We start from the raw sequence: 18,553 nt of genomic DNA on the forward strand, positions 1-18,553 counted from the left end.
CTGCCATCCGAGATAGAATTTGAGGATTTCCTTACTTTCGAATAGAACTGGAATAGAGAAAAATATGAACCGTTACAAACGATAATTAAGCTTATTAAAGATTGTTTCAGAGTTGAATTATGATATAGTAGATGGAAATTGCAACCTGAAACTGATCGTACATTCATAACAGGGATATGAATGTCGGTTCATAAAAAGGAGAGAGATATGAAATTAGAATTACAGGGCATCAAAAAGAGCTTTGATGGCACAGAGATCCTGCATGGGATCAATTTCTCGGTAGAGGGTGGAAGCGCACTCGGACTGTTGGGAAGAAATGGCGCAGGAAAGACCACAACGATCCGGATCATCATGGATGTTTTCCATGCAGATGAAGGCCAGGTCTTATTAGATGGAGCCCCCTTTGTCTATCAGCCGGGGCAGGTCGGATACCTGCCGGAGGAACGTGGCTTATATCCGAAACGTCTGATCAGTGAGCAGTTAGTATATCTGGCAAAGCTTCGTGGGATGAATAAGAAGCAGGCGGAAGAGAATATGCGGAAGTGGCTGACTCGTCTGGATGTGATCCAGTACGAGAACCGGAAACTGGATACGTTATCGAAAGGTAATCAGCAGAAGGTACAGCTTGCAGCAACATTAGTAGCAGATCCTGACATCGTGATCTTAGATGAGCCGTTTTCCGGTTTAGATCCTGTGAATTCCCAGATCTTAAAGGATGTTATAAATGAACGGATCGCAGACGGAAAGATCGTTATCTTCTCTAGCCACCAGATGAGCTATGTGGAAGAATTCTGTGAAGATATCGTAGTGATCAATCATGGTGAAGTGGCGCTGGCAGGCAACCTTGACAAGATCAAGGAAGAATACGGAAAAGGACATAAAGCAGTTGCGGCTGTTGGAATGGAGTCGGAAGAACTGGAACAGATTCTTCGTGATAAGTTTGCAGATCAGGTGCAGGTGATCAGCCATAACAAGCATCATGTTGTGACACAGATTCTGCCGGAACAGGATGAATGGCAGGTGCTTTCCCGTTTTAAAGAGTTGGGAATCAGGCTTAAGAGCTATGGAGTTTATGAGCCTTCCCTGAATGATATATTTGTATCGGCAGTCGGAGATGAGGAGACACCGGAAGATATAAAAGAAAAAAATAATATCGGAACTTCTTTTTCTGAATTTGAACCAAAGCAGAAAAAGGGTCTGTTTGGAAAGAGAGGTTAAGATATATGAAAAAGATTGGTACAATATTAAGGTTTGAACTCGGTAATTATTTTGGCAGTAAATCCTATCTGATTTCAACGATCTTACTGGCACTTCTTTGCGTAGGCATCATGTTCGCACCGAGAATTAAGGAATCGTTTACAAGTGGAAGTCCTTCGTCTGATAAAGAGACAGATGCAGAGGATGAATCGGATCAGGAGAATGAATCCGTGTATGCATATTATGATGCATCCGGTATTATGGATGAAGGTTTGCTGGCGCAGGTATATCCGGATGTTAAGCTGCAGAAATGTAAGGATGCAGCAGAAGTAGAGTCGCTGGTTAAAAGTGAAGATGCGGAACTTGGTTATGTAGTTTATAGTACGTCAGAATATACCTATTATGTTTATAATAAAGGCATGTTTGATGATTACACCAGTACCTTTGACAGTTATCTGTCCATGCTGGCCAAGAAACAGTATAGTGAAGCACATAATCTGGATTTTGATGAACTTATGAGTCTTGATTATGCAGATATTCAGGCAAAAGAAGTTATCCTCGGTAAGGACAGCACAAGCAATTACTGGTATTGTTATATTCTGGTTATCGTGATCTTCATGCTGATCGTTATGTATGGAATGTCGATCGCAACCGGTGTGGCAAATGAAAAGAGCAACCGCTCGATCGAGATTCTGGTAACAACAACGAACTCCAGAGATATTTTATTTGGAAAGGTATTTGCCGGAACAGTTGCTACGTTCTTTCAGGTCGGATTGATCATGGCAGCCCTGTTGATCTCATACAACTTTAATAAAGACTACTGGGGCGGCTTTATGGGTTCTGTATTAAATATCCCATCAGATGTTCTGATCGCATTTGCGGTATTCGGACTTGGTGGATTCCTGTTCTATGCATTCATGTATGGAGCACTTGGGGCACTGGTATCGAAGATTGAGGATCTGAACAAATCAGCCGGTACGGCACAGATGATCGTAATGATCGTGTATTTTGTCGTACTGATGAACCTGACAAATGTAGACGGACTGGTCATCAGGATCTGTTCATATCTACCGATCAGTTCTTACAGTGCAATGTTTGCAAGAGTTGCGATGGGAGATGTAGCAACATGGGAAGTTGTTATATCAGCAATAATTTTATATATATCGGTGATCGGTATGGGTGTTCTGGGAGGTAAGATCTTCCGTAATTCAACACTTCGGTATGGCAATCCAATCAGGTTATCCAGAGCATTAAAAGAATTAAAAAGAGAAAAATAAGATATAAAAATAAGACAATAAAAAGGCCACATGCGTGCTGTGTTGATGTAAAAATGTAGAAAATAATCCTGATACCTTTACATTAAAAGGCGGATGTGGCATAATTTCATGTGAAATTATTGAACGCACTTGGTGCGGGTATACAGGGGAGACAGGGTAAAATAAAATAGAAATGAAAGCAATTTCTAAATTCGCAGTGCAAAAGAGTGGCTGCAATATCTGTTCGCTTCTGGAATATAATTTCAATGGCTTAAAAAGAAAGGTTACAGTAAAATATGGAAGTAATCGATTTCCATTCCCATGTTCTTCCGGGAATTGACGATGGAAGCAGAAATATAGAAACATCCATAGAGATGCTTCGGCTCAGTCGGAATGCCGGTGTAGACAGAATGATCGCGACACCGCACTTTTATGCGGACGAGGATCGGATCGAACATTTTCTTGAAAAACGGGAACATGCATATCAAAGTCTGATAGAGGCAGTAAGGACTGAAAATATATCGGATACCCCACAGCTTCTGCTGGGAGCGGAAGTTGCTTTTTTTGATGGAATCGGAGATGCAGATAAGGTTGACCGGCTGACGATCCGGGGAACAGAGCTTCTGCTGCTTGAGATGCCGTTCCGGACGTGGACGGATGCAGATCTTTTACAGGTAAAAAAACTGATCCATGAGAGACAGCTCCGGATCATTATCGCACATCTGGAACGGTTCATGAAGATTTCAGGGAATAAGCCGTACATAAAAAAGCTGATGGAGCTTCCGGTTACCATACAGATCAATGCAGAAAGTTTGTCAGACTGGAAACAGGGCGGGGTGTTGATCCGCATGTTTCAAAAGAGGCAGGCACATATTCTGGGAAGTGACTGTCATGGCGTTCATCACCGCCCTCCGAATCTGATAGAGGGACGACAGAGACTGGAAAAGAAAGCAGGCGCAGGCATTCTTGCAGAGATAGATGCATATGGATGTCAGCTTCTTGGTTTGAGATAAAAGGTTGGAGGATAGACAGATGTCAAAAAAAGTAGCGATCATAATCAGTGTTATACTGTTTATTATATTGACAGCACTTATCATATGTGAGAAAACATGGCCGACAGGAGGATCTGATCTGATAGGGAATCTGTTCTGATCAGAGAAAGAAAGATGGCACACAGGATACATTCCAGACAGGAAAAACTGAAATTATATAAAAAACTGACAATTACTATTGCAGCAGTTATCATATTTTGTTTAGCGGCAGTTATTGTGTTCCGGGCAATTGACCGGCAGAAGCTCCGGGAGCAGGAGGCATATGAGGCAGAGCAGGGAGTTGTCCGTATAAATGGCAAGAAATATCTTCCGAAGAAGAATATAGAGACCTATCTGTTCATGGGTATCGATTCACTGGATAAAGTAAAAAAAGCAGAGGACTATGGAGAATCCGGGCAGAGTGATGTGCTTATGCTGATGGTCAGAGATATCAGTGAAGGGACATTTAAGACTCTGGCAATCAACAGAAATACACTGACAAATGTAAAATCCCTGGATCTCGACAATTCTTATCTGGGCGATTCTGTTGTACAGATTGCACTTGCACATGCAAGCGGAGATGGACTGGAAGCCAGTTGCGAGAATACCGTGGATGCTGTATCAGAGCTGCTTGGTGGTCAGAAGATTGACGGATATGCTGCTGTAAATATGGGAGCAATTTCTATCATCAATCATATGGCAGGAGGAGTAACAGTTACGATTGAGGATGATTTTTCCAAAGTGGATCCATCCCTTAAGATTGGAGATACGGTTCGGCTCAGTGATGAGCAGGCGGTACATTATGTACATGACCGTTGGGATGTCGCTGATGAAACAAATGAAAACAGAATGAAACGTCAGTCCGTATATATGGAAGGGCTTAAGAAAAATATAAAAGAGAAATGTCAGACAGACAGTACCTATCCGTTGGATCTGTACAATGCACTGGGAGATTATATGGTGACGAATATATCGGCAAATAAATTCAGCAAGCTGGCACTTCTTGTTGTGAAAGAGAAGGATGAGGGCGAGGTATCTATTTCCGGAACAGAAGGGCTGGATGAACTTGATTTCGCTACCTTTGAGGCAGATGAGGAAAGTCTGAATGCAGCGATCGCAGAGCTGTTTTATAAAGAATATACAGAATAGAGATACTTTGGATGGAGGAGAACATGAGCGCAGAAAATAAAAAAGTACCGATGTCGGACAATGGAAAAGAAGAAAAGATCAATAAGGTGACGATGGTGACCGTTGATGATGACGATAAAGAGATAGATCTGGTCGATCTGGGATATGCACTGATGGATAAGTTACATTTTATCATACTTGCATTTTTGCTTGGTGCAGTCCTGTTAAATGCATATGCATATTTTATGATCAAACCGACATACCAGTCGACCGCAAAACTGTATGTCGTATCTGCATCGGAGGATTCCGTTGTAAATCTGTCCGATCTGAATATTGGTATGTCGCTGACAAAGGATTATGAGGAATTAATGCTCAGTTATCCTGTATTGGATCAGGTAATCTCCAAATTGAATCTGTCAATGGATTCGGCAGAGCTTGCACAGATGATCGCACTTGAGAATCCGGCGGATACAAGAGTACTGAAGATAACAGTTACAAGTACAGATCCGGAGCAGGCAAAAGACATAGCAAACACACTGGCTGAGATTGCGGTAGAATATCTTCCGGATACAATGAGTACCAATGCACCGAATATTGCTCAGGTTGCAAGAATACCGGATCAGAAGGCAGGACCAAGTTATCTGAAATATACACTGATCGGAGCATTGGCGGGCGCATTTATTTACTGTCTGATCCTGATCATACGATATCTCCTGGATGATACGATCCATACAGCATCCGATATGGAAAAATACTTTGGAATTGTTCCGCTTACTTCAATTCCAGACAGTGAGTCACTGGAACAGAATGAGGACGGCGCTGAATATGGAGAAACAAAATCTGGATTGAAAGGGAGACGAAGCAAATGAAAAAGATAAATATTGATTTTAAAGAAATGCCGTATGCTGTCGAAGAAGCAATGAACAGGCTTCGTATAAATATCAAGTTTTGTGGGAAAAATACAAAGAAGTTGTTGATCACAAGTAGTCTGCCAAATGAAGGCAAAAGTACCATTTCCATGAATCTGTGGAAGATGATGGCAGAAGCCGGATTTCCGACTGTATTTCTTGATGTGGATTTGAGAAAATCAGTGATCAAGAGCAGACATAATATCCAGACAGAAGGCGAGATCAAGGATCTGGGCTATTATCTGTCCGGGCAGGCAGAATATGAGGATGTTGTATATGAAACAAATATCCCAAATGGTTATATCGTGCCATGTTGCAATCTGTTAGAGAATCCATCTGCATTATTGGAGGATGATCGTTTTGCAGAACTGCTTAATAAACTGGCAGAGCAGTATAGATATGTGATCATAGATTCGCCGCCACTTGGCAGTGTCGCAGATGCTGCACAGGTTGCTTCCTTATGTGATGGTGCAGTACTTGTTGTCCGTAGTGGTGAAACGTCCAGGAACGTGATAAAACAATCCATGCAGCAGTTGGAACAGGTTCGCTGTAAACTGCTGGGTGTGATCCTGAACCGGGTAGAAGTGTCCGGACGTGCATACAAGAGTTATTATGGAAAATATAAATCCTATGGCTATGGATACGGCTATGGAAAAGACCAGAAAAGTGGAAAATAGAACAGATCCAGATAGATAGCGGATCCGTTCAACAGGATCTGGCAGATGGATTCAGGTTGGATGATTCGGCCGATACGTGGCAGACGGCTGTTTTATCATAGATGTTCTGGTTAAAGTGGTGAGAGAACTTCAGTTTTCAAAATGATCAGAACGATTTTTATCCGAAAATGTGCTAGGAAGGAGAAAACTCAATATGAAGAATTTAAAGAAGCTGATTGCTATTATCATGGTTATCGCTCTTATGATTCCATGTACAGCAATGGCTGCAACAGAGTCAGTTACTTCACAGGAGTTAACAAAGAAGAACACAACAATTACATGTTCTACACTTACTTATACAGGTAAGAAACAGACTCCTAAGACGATCAAGGTTCAGTATAAAACCAAGAGCGGCAAGAAAGTAACATTAAAGGCCGGTACAGACTATACTGTTAAAGTTACAAGCGGCAAAAATGCTGGTACTTACTCAGTAAAGATCACTGGTAAGGGCAAGTATGCCGGAAAAGTGTCATCTTCATACACAATTAAGAAGGCAACTCAGAAGAAGCTGACAGTTAAAAACGGTTATAAGACCAAGAAAGCTTCAACATTTAAGAAGAAAGCTAAATCTTATACATTCAAGGTTTCTGGTGTAAAGGATAAGGCTAAAGTAACTTATCAGAGAAGCTCAAAGAAGATTGTTGTAAAGAAAGGCAAGATCACTCTGGCTAAGGGTATCAAGAAAGGTACTTACAGAGTAACTGTTAAGGTTGCTGCAACAAAGAACTACAAAGCAACAACAAAGACAATCAAGATCAAAGTTAAATAATATTTAACACAATACATTAAATTGCTATAGCATTGAAGGCACCCTGGCCACGAGGGTGTCTTTTTTCTTATTGCACGTCATCCTTACTGTGTGGTAAACTAAGGCAGGATTTTAAATGATGGTGGTATATGGAACATGAAGAATGAAAAGATGGGATTTGGGAATGAAAAATTTATATTCTGGATCCGGCTTGCAGATGTAACGATAAAGATCTATGCGAATTACAGAAGTACAAGAGAATATTGTCGGGACTACCTGACAACGGGACCGGAGGCATTTTCGGTGATGATCACACAGAGGGATATCGTAGCGGAACGGGATCGGTCGGAGAAGCAGGAACAGGTCGGTGGAAGGAAAGGACCGGGAAGATCGTGGTTTGGATACTACAGTGATGCATATCTGGAAACGCTGGCGTTATACCGGAAGATCGCAGATCAGATGATCGCATACAATACTTTGTTATTTCATGGTTCGGTGATAGCGGTGGATGGAGAAGCGTATCTGTTCACGGCGAAGAGTGGAACCGGAAAATCTACGCATACCAAGCTGTGGCGCAAATATTTTGGAAATCGTGCTGTGATGGTAAATGACGATAAGCCATTGTTGAAAGTAACCGGCAAAGGCGTGCTGGCATGCGGAACCCCATGGGCGGGCAAGGATCATCTGCAGAACAACATCATGGTTCCATTAAAGGCAGTATGTATTCTGGAACGGGATACGGTCAATCATATCGAACAGATCAGGAAGCGGGATGCATGGAAGATGATATTACAGCAGAGTTATCGTTCAGATCAGCCGGCGGTATTATCATCGACAATCCGTCTGGCGGAGCAGATCATGGATAAAACAAAGCTGTACCGGCTGGGCTGCAATATGTCCATGCAGGCAGTGGAGACTTCCTACAATGGAATGAATACAGATATAGATTATGCAGATTAAAAACATATAAAACAACAAAACGAAAATATACAGAAATAATGGAGCGGTAAATGAAATTAAAAGATGAATTTATTACATATGAAACAGATGGAGAACAGATCATGGTAGCTGCCGGAACCGACAGCTTTTCCGGTCTGGTCAGAAGCAATGAGACAGCGGGCTTTATCGTAGAATGTCTGAAAAAAACTGTGACAGAGGATGATATCGTTCATGCAATGACAGATGCATATGATGCACCGGAGGCTGTTGTCCGCAGGGATGTGAAGGGAATATTGAAGAAGCTGGATTCCATTGGTGCGATCGAATATTAAGAAGCCGGAACAGCAAAAAGAGAGAAAATGAAAACGGAGAAACAGGGATATGATAGCTGTTCTACTTATGAGGAACAGTTAAACAAATATGGAACTATTATATATACCAATGTAGGACGCAGTATGATGCCTCTCCTTCGGGAACATCGTGATATTATGATCATAAAGGCCAGACCGGAAGGACGGCTTAAAAAGTATGATGCGGTGCTTTATAAAAGGGGAGATCATTATATCCTGCACAGGATACTTTCTGTAAGAAATGATGGTTATGTGATCTGTGGGGATCACAATTACAGGAGAGAATATGATATTACAGATCCGGATATTATCGGAGTGCTTACCGGGGTGATACGGGATGGAAAAGAGATTCCGGTTACGGATAAGCGATACAGATGGTATGTGCATATATGGTGTGATCTTTTTTATATCCGGGCAGGTATTTTATTTGTAAAGGCAAGAGCTGCTCGGCTGCGCAGGAAAATGGGTAAGAGCAGATGAAGAAACAAAGCAGGATGATGCAGGGTGAACAGAACAGGAAAACATTTGTATGGATGTGGCAGGGTATAGCAGGAAAGCGGTATTATATCGTTTTCCTGCTTATAATATCTGTCCTTCTTGGTATGTCCGGCGGCCTGCTCGCATTACTGCTCCGGAATCTGATCGATCATGCGGTGGAAGGAGAACGTTCCGGTTTTGTGGCAGCGGGAACAGGACTTGTACTGCTTGTGATCCTGCAGATCACGTTCCGGGCGGTTGACCGTTATCTGGAAGAAAAAACACGGTCAACTTATGAAAATATCTGGAAGAAACGATTGTTTTCGGAACTTATGGGAAGAAGTTACCGCGAAGTCACACAGATCCATTCCGGAGAATGGATGAACCGCCTGACTTCAGATACTGTGATCGTGGCGGATGGACTGGCGCAGATCGTTCCCGGTGTATGCGGGATGCTGACACGGATCCTGATCGCGGTTGTTCTGCTGATCGGTATTATGCCGGAACTTGCTTATGTATTGATACCGGGAGGTCTTCTGCTTGTCTTTCTGACCTGGATATTCCGGCGGGTGTTGAAACGTCTGCATAAAAAAGTGCAGGAGGCAGATGGCAGATTACGGATTTTTTTATCGGAACGGTTATCCGGTCTGGTGATCCTTCACACATTCGTAAAAGAACAGGAAACGGCAGATGAAGCAGACCGGTATATGAATGCACATCAGGGCAGCCGGATGAAGAAAAACAGATTTTCCAATATCTGTAATATCGGGTTCGGTGCAGCAATGAATGGAGCTTATATTCTGGGAGCCATATATTGTGGGTATGGAATATTGAAAGGACAGGTTTCCTATGGAACCTTTATAGCAGTGCTTCAGCTTGTCGCACAGATCCAGACACCGTTTGCGAATCTGTCTGGGTATTTCCCAAAATATTTTGCCTGCCTTGCCAGTGCAGAACGGCTGATGCAGGCAGAAACCTTTGAACCGGACAGAACGGGATCAGAGATACTCCCTTCCGATTTCCGGGAACAGTTTATGGCTCTTGAGATTGTGAATGGCTCCTTTGCCTATCGGAGAGATACGGATCTGCTGGGTGTTCAGGCACAGACAGATACAGACTACTGTGAAAGAAAGGTTCTGGAGCATTTTAATATGCATATTGCAAGAGGAGAATTCCTGGCACTGACCGGACCATCCGGGTGTGGAAAGAGTACAGTGCTTAAAATATTAATGAGTCTGTATGCACTGGATTCCGGGGATTGTAACGTAATATTTGGCGGTGAAAGGCATAAGATGCATGCAGGCTTCCGGTCTTTGTTTGCTTATGTACCGCAGGGAAATCATCTGATGAGTGGAACAATAAAGGAAGCGGTGGCATTTGGTGAGCATGTCGACACGGAGAAACTGACACAGGCACTCAAAGCTGCCTGCGCAGAATTTGTTTATCAGCTTCCGGAACAGATGGAAACTCCACTTGGAGAACAGGGACATGGATTATCGGAGGGACAGATCCAGCGTCTGGCAGTTGCAAGGGCGGTTTATTCCGGACACCCGGTTCTGATCCTTGATGAAGCGACAAGTGCACTGGATGAACAGACAGAGAAACGGCTGCTTTCCAATCTCCGTGCAATGACAGATCGGACTGTCCTGATCGTTACCCACCGGCCGGCAGCTTTGCAGGTGTGTGACCGTACGATAGCAATGATGACGGACAGGGAAGAATGAGGAATGAGATAATATGATTCAGTATAACATCAGGACACTTGGAAAAAATGAATGGGATTTTCTGGAGTTAGTGGCGTGTGGACTTCATATGAAACCGGTATCAACGGAACGGTTGCATCAGATGGATCTGCAGGCTGTCTGGAAGTGGAGCAAATATCATATGTTAGGCGCTCTGGTTTATGACGCCATTGAACCTGCGTTAAAGGTGGACCAGACATTTGCGGCAGAGTATCCGCAGCTTCTTGCGGCATGGCGGGAGAAAAGGGATAAGGCGTTGCGTAAGAATATGCTGTTAGATGCTGCAAGAAAGCAGTTATTTAGATATATGGAAGCCGAAGGTATCTGGTATATGCCATTAAAGGGGAGCATCATAAAGGATCTGTATAAGACGCCCGGAATGAGGGAAATGTCAGATAATGATATCTTGTTTGATCCTGTATACAGTCAGAAGATCCGGTCGTATATGGAAGAACACGGATATCAGACGGAAGCTTATGGCGTTGGAGCACATGATACTTATCTGAAAGAACCGGTCTATAATTTCGAGATGCACCGGGTATTGTTTTCAGAGAAGCCGGGAGCAGAATGGAATCAATATTATCAGGATGTGAAGGACAGACTGATAAAAGATGAAAGCAATTCCTTTGGTTATCATTTTGAAGAAAATGATCTGTATATTTATGTGATCGCCCATGCTTATAAGCATCATAAAGGTTCAGGAACCGGAATACGGACACTTACAGATTGCTATATTCTGAATGAAGCATATGTCGATCATTTTGATTATGAATACATCGGGCAGGAGTTAGCTGTATTTGGAGCAGCGGAATTTGAGCAGACGCTGCGGAGTCTTGCACATAAGATATTTGCATCGGAGGATATGGGGCAAAAGAACCGGCTTACAGAACAGGAGCGGGAGCTTCTTGCCGAACTGATGTATTCTGGCACATACGGAACGGTCGCCGGCATGGTGGAACGGGCGCTGAAAGAACTTCAGGCAGATGGAGACACAATCACAACCGGAACAAAATGGCGGTATATGTGGCGGAGACTTTTCCCGGATATGGGATTTTATAAAGAGAATGTACCGATGGTATACCGTCATAAGATTCTGTTGCCGTTTTATACTGTTTTCCGTTGGGTGCGTGGATTGATAAAGAACCGAAAAAAGATTACGGAAGAGATTAAAGCAATAAGAAAAAAATAAACACAAAACAAATATAAATGAAAGAGAATAACAGTATCGGAATGAAACAGATCTGAATATAAAAACAGAAAGGCAGACATGGATATGAGTAAATACAAGTTGATTGCTTTTGATATGGATGGAACCTTATTAAATTCCGAAAAGCGGATATCAGAGCAGACACTGGAAGCTGTGAACCGCGCATTTGATGCAGGAAAGGAAGTGATCCTTTCGACCGGAAGATGTGTGGCAGAGCTTCGGGAATATTTTAAGCGGATACCGGGACTGCGTTATGTTGTCTGCTCCAGCGGCGCGATTCTGTATGATGTGAAAGAGGAGAAGATCCTGTATTCGAATGCAATCTCTATTGAACTGGCAGAGAAGATTCTGGCAGAAAGTAAAAAAGAAGATCTAATGGTGCATCTGCTTGCAATCGAATCCATAGTGCAGAAAAAGGACATACCCCAGATGGAACGCTTTGGGATGGGCGTCTATCGGCCAATGTATGAGAAGGTTACAACACAGGTCGATGATATCTATGAATATTATAAGGAACATCCATTTGAGGTCCCGAAGCTGAACCTGTATCATGCGACAGCAGAAGGCAGAGAGAGAACCAGAAAGAGACTTGCCGGACTGGATCTTGTTCTTGCGGATGCGGAGAAGACCGCTTTGGAATGTTCGGCGACAGGAGTTACCAAAGGAACCGGGCTGTTCCGGCTGTGTGAGCACCTGGGTATTGAAATCGATGAAACGATTGCGGTTGGTGATGCAGATAACGATCTGAATATATTGGAAACTGCAGGATTAGCGATTGCGGTCGGAAATGCAAATGAACATGTAAAAGCAGTTGCTGCGGTTGTTGTCAATGACTGCGACCATGATGGATGTGCAGAAGCAATTGATAAATATTTATTATAAAGAGTTAAGAGGCGATACAAATGACGATCAAAGATTTGAAAGAGGGACAGTCCGCAACCATCTGTACAGTTGGCGGTGATGGAGCACTGAGACAGCATTTCCTTGACATGGGCGTGATACCCGGTATTGAGGTTGAACTGATCAAATATGCACCAATGGGCGATCCTCTTGAAATCCGTATTCATGATTATGAACTGACGCTCCGACTGGCGGATGCTGAGCAGATCGAGGTATCAGATAAAAAATCAGATGAAGACGAACATAGGAAAGATAACAAAAAGGATAAAGCTTTAGTAGAACATCCGGGACTTGGCGAAGGCGGAAAGTATCATGTGAAAGCAGATGAACATCCGCTGCCGAAGGATGAGATCCTGACCTTTGCTCTGGTTGGTAACCAGAACTGTGGCAAGACGACATTATTTAACCAGTTGACAGGCTCGAATCAGCATGTAGGTAATTTCCCCGGAGTAACGGTTGATCGGAAAGAGGGAATGATCAAAGGATATCCGGACACAAGAGTAACCGACCTTCCGGGTGTATATTCTCTCTCGCCGTACAGTAGCGAAGAAATTGTAACCAGACAGTTTGTATTCGATGAAAAACCAAAGGGCATAATCAATATCGTGGATGCAACCAATATTGAGAGAAATCTCTATCTGACGATGCAACTGATGGAGCTTGATATACCGATGGTGCTGGCACTGAATATGATGGATGAAGTTCGTGAGAACGGAGGATCAATCCGTATTAACCAGCTGGAAAGTATGCTTGGAATTCCGGTTATTCCAATCTCTGCGATCAAGAATCAGGGTGTAGATGAATTGATCGAACATGCAGTTCATGTCGCCAGATATCAGGAGAGACCGGGCAGACAGGATTTCTGTGATCCGGAAGATCATGGTGGTTCGGTGCACCGGTGCCTGCATGGAATCATGCATCTGATCGAAGACCATGCAGAGAATGCGGGAATCCCGGTTCGTTTTGCTGCGGCGAAGGTGGCAGAAGGGGATGCAGAGATGGAAAAATCTCTGCATCTTGAACAGAATGAGACGGAGATGATAGAACACATTGTAAGCCAGATGGAAGAAGAACGTGGAATTGATCGTGCAGCAGCAATTGCAGACATGCGGTTCGATTTTATACAGCGGATCTGCAGACAAACGGTTGTCAAACCGGCAGAGAGTAAGGAACGTATCAGAAGCCGGAGGATCGATGCGGTTCTTACGGGAAAGTATACCGCGATACCGACCTTTATATTGATCATGGGAGCAGTCTTCTTTCTGACCTTTAATGTGATCGGAGCGGTACTTCAGAATCTGCTGGAGAAAGGGATTGATTATCTGACAGCGCAGATGGATCAGCTTCTGACTGCATGGTCGGTGAACACGGTGATTCATTCACTTGTGATCGATGGTATCTTTAAGGGAGTTGGAAGTGTGCTGAGTTTTCTTCCGATTATAGTGGTGCTGTTCTTATTTCTTTCGTTATTGGAAGACAGTGGATATATGGCTCGTGTTGCTTTCGTCATGGACAAACCACTCAGAAAGATTGGGTTATCCGGAAGAAGTATTGTGCCGATGCTGGTTGGCTTCGGCTGTACGGTTCCCGGCATTATGGCGAGCCGTACCCTTCCGTCGGAGCGTGATCGTAAGATGACGATCCTGTTGACCCCGTTTATGAGCTGTTCTGCAAAGCTTCCGATCTATGCATTCTTTGCAACAGCGTTTTTCCCAAAGTATAAAGTACTTGTTATGGTCGGGTTGTATGTTGTGGGAATACTGATAGGAATCCTTGTGGCGCTTATTATCAGAAAGACATTATTCAAGGGTGAGGCAGTTCCGTTTGTTATGGAGCTTCCAAACTACAGAATGCCGGCATTGAAAAATGTATTGCAGTTATTATGGGAAAAGGCAAAGGATTTCTTACAGCGGGCATTTACGGTTATCTTTGTGGCAACGATCGTGATCTGGTTCTTACAGAGCTTTGATCTGCACTTTAACCTGACGGCAGATTCACAGAACAGTATCCTTGCAGTTGTCGCAGGATTGATCGCACCGGTATTTGCACCGCTTGGTTTCGGAGACTGGCGGATATCGACGGCACTGATATCTGGATTTATGGCCAAGGAGAGTGTAGTATCAACATTGTCTGTGCTGACCGGAAGCATGGATGTTATCCATAAGATCCTGACACCGGCATCCGCTCTGTCATTGTTGATATTCTGTCTGCTGTATACTCCATGTGTAGCAGCCGTTTCTTCCGTAAAACGGGAACTTGGAAGCAAATGGGCACTGGTAGTTGTGGTCGGACAGTGTGTTGTTGCATGGATCATGGCGGCACTTGTCTATGCAATCTGTCTGTGTTTCTAAAACAAATATAAATTATAAAATACAGGCGTGATGATTATAAAAAAAATGTAAAAAAGTCATATCCGGTAAAGATTTTCTTTACTTTTTGATTAGGGATGGCTATAATACAAATTGACTGTGGAAGTTGGTAGTACAAACTAACCTCCATAGAATAATACTTAGAAAGAAAAGAGGATTTGTGTACAATGAAAAATATTGATTTAAGCAAGTATGGCATTACCGGAACTACAGAGATCGTTTACAACCCTTCGTATGAAACACTTTTCGAGGAAGAGACTAAATCTACTCTTGAAGGATATGAAAAAGGACAGGAAACAGAGCTTGGCGCTGTTAATGTAATGACAGGTATTTATACAGGACGTTCACCTAAAGATAAGTATATTGTTGTTGATGAGAATTCAAAGGGCACTGTATGGTGGACAACAGATGGTTACAAGAACGATAATCATCCAATGACAGAAGAGACATGGGCATCCGTTAAGGATATTGCCAAGAAGGAACTTTCAAATAAGAAATTATTTGTAGTTGATGCTTTCTGTGGAGCAAACGCTGATACTCGTATGGCTATCCGTTTTATCGTAGAAGTAGCTTGGCAGGCACATTTCGTAACAAATATGTTCATCAAGCCAACTGCTGAAGAACTTGAGAACTTCGAGCCGGATTTCGTTGTTTACAACGCATCAAAGGCTAAAGTAGAAAACTATAAAGAACTTGGTCTTAACTCAGAGACATGTGTAGCATTCAACATCACAAGCCATGAGCAGGTTATCATCAATACATGGTACGGCGGAGAGATGAAGAAGGGTATGTTCTCAATGATGAACTACTACCTTCCACTTAAGGGAATGGCAGCTATGCACTGTTCAGCAAACACAGATATGAACGGTGAGAACACAGCTATCTTCTTCGGTCTTTCAGGAACAGGTAAGACAACACTTTCAACAGATCCTAAGCGTCTCCTGATCGGTGATGATGAGCACGGCTGGGATGACAACGGCGTATTCAACTTCGAAGGTGGCTGCTACGCAAAGGTTATCGACCTTGATAAGGATTCAGAGCCGGATATCTATAATGCGATCAGAAGAGATGCTCTTCTTGAGAACGTAACAGTAGATGCAAATGGTAAGATCGACTTCACAGATAAGAGCGTTACAGAGAATACTCGTGTATCTTATCCAATTGATCATATTAAGAACATCGTTCGTCCTATCTCATCAGCTCCTGCAGCAAAGAATGTTATCTTCCTTTCAGCAGATGCATTCGGAGTACTTCCTCCGGTATCTATTCTGACACCAGAGCAGACACAGTACTACTTCCTGTCAGGCTTCACAGCTAAGCTTGCCGGTACAGAGCGTGGAATCACAGAGCCGACACCTACATTCTCAGCATGTTTCGGACAGGCATTCCTTGAGTTACATCCTACAAAGTATGCTGAAGAGCTTGTTAAGAAGATGGAGAAGAGCGGAGCTAAGGCTTATCTTGTAAATACAGGATGGAACGGAACAGGCAAGCGTATCTCAATCAAGGATACAAGAGGTATCATCGATGCTATCCTTAGCGGTGCTATCCTTTCAGCTCCTACAAAGAAGATCCCTTACTTCAACTTTGAAGTACCTACAGAGCTTCCGGGTGTTGATCCGGCAATTCTTGATCCTCGTGACACATATGCAGATGCTTCTGCATGGGAGACAAAGGCATTAGATCTTGCTGACAGATTCATCAAGAACTTTGCTAAGTACGAGAGCAACGAAGCTGGTAAGGCATTAGTTGCAGCAGGTCCTCAGAAATAATATCTGAATGATCAGAATACAATATATGTTCGTGAGATACACCTGAGACACTATAACGTCAGGATATACTTCGGACAAAGAAGAACCGGGTGTGGGTTTCACATCCGGTTTTTCTTTGTAGCATGGCATATCGTTCTTGCTAACTATATTGTGTCTGATAGTATTTGAAGAAGAACGGAGAGTTGATCGAGATGAAAGTTGGGCAGAACAGACAGGCGAAACGGCAGATGTCGGAAGCGTTTATTACCAGTGTGTTTCTGGCGTTATCCGGTGGATTTCAGGATGCCTATACATATTTTACAAGAGATGAAGTGTTTTCAAATGCACAGACAGGAAATGTAGTGCTGATGAGTCAGCATTTTATGATGGGTGAATGGCAGGCAGGACTTCGATATCTGTATCCGTTGTTTGCATTTGCATTTGGGGTGTTCTTTGCAGAACAGGTACAGGGACGGTTCAAATACGCAAAGAAGCTTCATTGGAGGCAATCCATTTTGTTGATGGAGATCTTTATTTTGTTCTTTGTTGGATTTTTAACAGAAGGATGGAACATGCTGGCAACGGTATTGGTATCTTTCTCCTGTGCAATGCAGGTTCAGACATTCCGGAAAGTCAACGGACATTCTTATGCGAGTACGATGTGTATCGGAAATCTCAGGAGTGGAACAGCAGCCTTATCTGTATATTTAAGAGAAAAGAAACCGGAGCAGTTAGAAATGTCACTGTATTATTTCGGTGTGATCCTGTTCTTTGCGGTCGGAGCCGGAATCGGAGGCATTCTGTCGGTACATCTGGGCTTCCATGCTATCTGGGTATCCAGCGGATTGCTTCTTATCAGTTTCCTTCTGATGTTTAAGGATCGTCTTGAAAAAGATGTGCATGAGCTGGAGGATGACCTGGAAGAAGATATTCAGAAACTTGGAACACAGCTCCGCGAAGAAATTAAGAAATAGATAAGAGTAAAATAAAGAATATTCATTTTGTTATATTTATGAGATAATGAACGCGAAATTATTCGTTCTCAAGTGTGCTGATTATGCGGCATGCAGTAAGTATAGGATATGCAGAAAGAAATCTACAGAAAGTGAGGTGGCAGCTATGCTTCAACAACAGAAGAAACAAATATGTGTGATATATTGTATCATATTGATATTAGCTGCCACCGTTTTGGGCATAGGTGATATAGAAAGCTCCAGAATGGAGCGGGGGCTTGAACAGAATAAATCGGTGCTTCGTGAAGTCCGGACGACATCAATTAATGAAATAGGGATACTTCCGACAGGAAGCGTTCTTCGTACAGTGTTTGAAACGCAGAACTTGAAATCGTTTCAATCAGAGAAAACAGTTGATCTGTGGATCCTGGTTTTACCGTTTCTGTTTACCTTATCAGGGTTCGTTTGTGATACCAGAAAATGGTGGGTGAAGATCGGCACACTGGTGCATGCATCTCAATGGTATCGAAGGCTTGAGTATATACATAAAAAGGACGGAAAGAAACTCCTGACTTCTTACATTTGAAAACCGAATATGTAAGAAGAAAAGGAGAATAATAAAATGGGTATGGATATATTTGCTATTGTTTTTGGCGTTGTTGCAATCGGTCTCGGAGGATTCTTTTTCATTAATGAGACATTTATTAAAAAAGAATCGGATAGCGATAAGATATCTGCAGATGCAGAGAAGAACAGCAGAGAATCATAAGCAGTATACTATTATATGGGATATTATAAGAAACAATAGCTGAGACAAAAAGCTGTCGGAATTGGTCATTTATTAACCGGTTTTGCCTGATATAATGCAGGTGAAAAGGGAG

Annotated in this window: 18 protein-coding genes; all 18 read left to right on the top strand. The window is 42.9% G+C overall.

Annotated elements, in window-relative coordinates:
* The first annotated feature begins 207 nt into the window (after positions 1-207).
* On the top strand, positions 208-1,218 hold the full coding sequence (locus tag DXA07_RS08595) for an ATP-binding cassette domain-containing protein (protein ID WP_243013753.1): 1,011 nt from the start codon (positions 208-210) through the stop codon (positions 1,216-1,218).
* Positions 1,219-1,223: 5 nt separating this feature from the next.
* Positions 1,224-2,474, top strand: coding sequence for an ABC transporter permease (locus DXA07_RS08600; RefSeq protein ID WP_118484268.1), 1,251 nt, complete (start codon positions 1,224-1,226; stop codon positions 2,472-2,474).
* Between the two features lie 275 nt (positions 2,475-2,749).
* Positions 2,750-3,466 (top strand): CpsB/CapC family capsule biosynthesis tyrosine phosphatase, encoded by a 717-nt coding sequence (locus DXA07_RS08605; RefSeq protein ID WP_118484270.1) that lies wholly within the window; start codon positions 2,750-2,752, stop codon positions 3,464-3,466.
* A 153-nt stretch (positions 3,467-3,619) separates the two neighbouring features.
* A complete protein-coding gene (locus tag DXA07_RS08610) occupies positions 3,620-4,633 on the top strand; it encodes an LCP family protein (protein ID WP_118484272.1) in 1,014 nt (337 codons plus the stop codon).
* Between the two features lie 23 nt (positions 4,634-4,656).
* On the top strand, positions 4,657-5,481 hold the full coding sequence (locus tag DXA07_RS08615; protein ID WP_118484274.1) for a Wzz/FepE/Etk N-terminal domain-containing protein: 825 nt from the start codon (positions 4,657-4,659) through the stop codon (positions 5,479-5,481).
* Positions 5,478-6,197, top strand: coding sequence for a CpsD/CapB family tyrosine-protein kinase (locus DXA07_RS08620; protein ID WP_021944103.1), 720 nt, complete (start codon positions 5,478-5,480; stop codon positions 6,195-6,197). The genes DXA07_RS08615 and DXA07_RS08620 overlap by 4 nt, the downstream gene beginning before the upstream one ends.
* Positions 6,198-6,390: 193 nt before the next feature.
* Positions 6,391-7,005 (top strand): hypothetical protein, encoded by a 615-nt coding sequence (locus tag DXA07_RS08625; protein WP_021944104.1) that lies wholly within the window; start codon positions 6,391-6,393, stop codon positions 7,003-7,005.
* 135 nt (positions 7,006-7,140) lie between these two features.
* A complete protein-coding gene (locus tag DXA07_RS08630) occupies positions 7,141-7,944 on the top strand; it encodes a hypothetical protein (RefSeq protein ID WP_243013752.1) in 804 nt (267 codons plus the stop codon).
* A gap of 50 nt (positions 7,945-7,994) precedes the next feature.
* The gene (locus DXA07_RS08635) at positions 7,995-8,255 is read left to right on the top strand and encodes a PqqD family protein (RefSeq protein WP_117807299.1); all 261 of its coding nucleotides are present in this window, start codon (positions 7,995-7,997) and stop codon (positions 8,253-8,255) included.
* A gap of 27 nt (positions 8,256-8,282) precedes the next feature.
* Complete coding sequence (locus DXA07_RS08640; RefSeq protein ID WP_117822002.1) at positions 8,283-8,753, top strand: hypothetical protein; 471 nt, start codon at positions 8,283-8,285, stop codon at positions 8,751-8,753.
* Positions 8,750-10,474, top strand: coding sequence for an ABC transporter ATP-binding protein (locus DXA07_RS08645; RefSeq protein WP_117822001.1), 1,725 nt, complete (start codon positions 8,750-8,752; stop codon positions 10,472-10,474). The genes DXA07_RS08640 and DXA07_RS08645 overlap by 4 nt, the downstream gene beginning before the upstream one ends.
* A 13-nt stretch (positions 10,475-10,487) precedes the next feature.
* Positions 10,488-11,681 carry a nucleotidyltransferase family protein gene (locus DXA07_RS08650; RefSeq protein ID WP_117822000.1) on the top strand — a complete coding sequence of 398 codons (1,194 nt, stop codon included), beginning with the start codon at positions 10,488-10,490 and terminating at the stop codon, positions 11,679-11,681.
* Positions 11,682-11,765: 84 nt separating this feature from the next.
* Positions 11,766-12,581: an HAD family hydrolase gene (locus DXA07_RS08655; protein WP_117807303.1), complete on the top strand. Its 816-nt coding sequence runs from the start codon at positions 11,766-11,768 to the stop codon at positions 12,579-12,581.
* Between the two features lie 20 nt (positions 12,582-12,601).
* On the top strand, positions 12,602-14,950 hold the full coding sequence (gene feoB, locus DXA07_RS08660) for a ferrous iron transport protein B (protein ID WP_118484276.1): 2,349 nt from the start codon (positions 12,602-12,604) through the stop codon (positions 14,948-14,950).
* Positions 14,951-15,135: 185 nt separating this feature from the next.
* Positions 15,136-16,740 carry a phosphoenolpyruvate carboxykinase (ATP) gene (pckA, locus tag DXA07_RS08665; RefSeq protein WP_008401912.1) on the top strand — a complete coding sequence of 535 codons (1,605 nt, stop codon included), beginning with the start codon at positions 15,136-15,138 and terminating at the stop codon, positions 16,738-16,740.
* Between the two features lie 191 nt (positions 16,741-16,931).
* Entirely contained in the window at positions 16,932-17,693 is a 762-nt protein-coding gene (locus DXA07_RS08670) for a YoaK family protein (RefSeq protein WP_181986485.1), read from the top strand.
* Between the two features lie 145 nt (positions 17,694-17,838).
* Positions 17,839-18,258, top strand: a complete 420-nt coding sequence (locus DXA07_RS08675; RefSeq protein WP_147340888.1) for a hypothetical protein — start codon at positions 17,839-17,841, stop codon at positions 18,256-18,258.
* 36 nt (positions 18,259-18,294) lie between these two features.
* Entirely contained in the window at positions 18,295-18,441 is a 147-nt protein-coding gene (locus DXA07_RS13070; RefSeq protein WP_008401909.1) for a hypothetical protein, read from the top strand.
* The last annotated feature ends 112 nt before the right edge of the window (positions 18,442-18,553 follow it).

The sequence above is a fragment of the Clostridium sp. AM54-37XD genome, from assembly GCF_003478225.1.
Lineage (GTDB): Bacteria > Bacillota > Clostridia > Lachnospirales > Lachnospiraceae > Coprococcus > Coprococcus ammoniilyticus.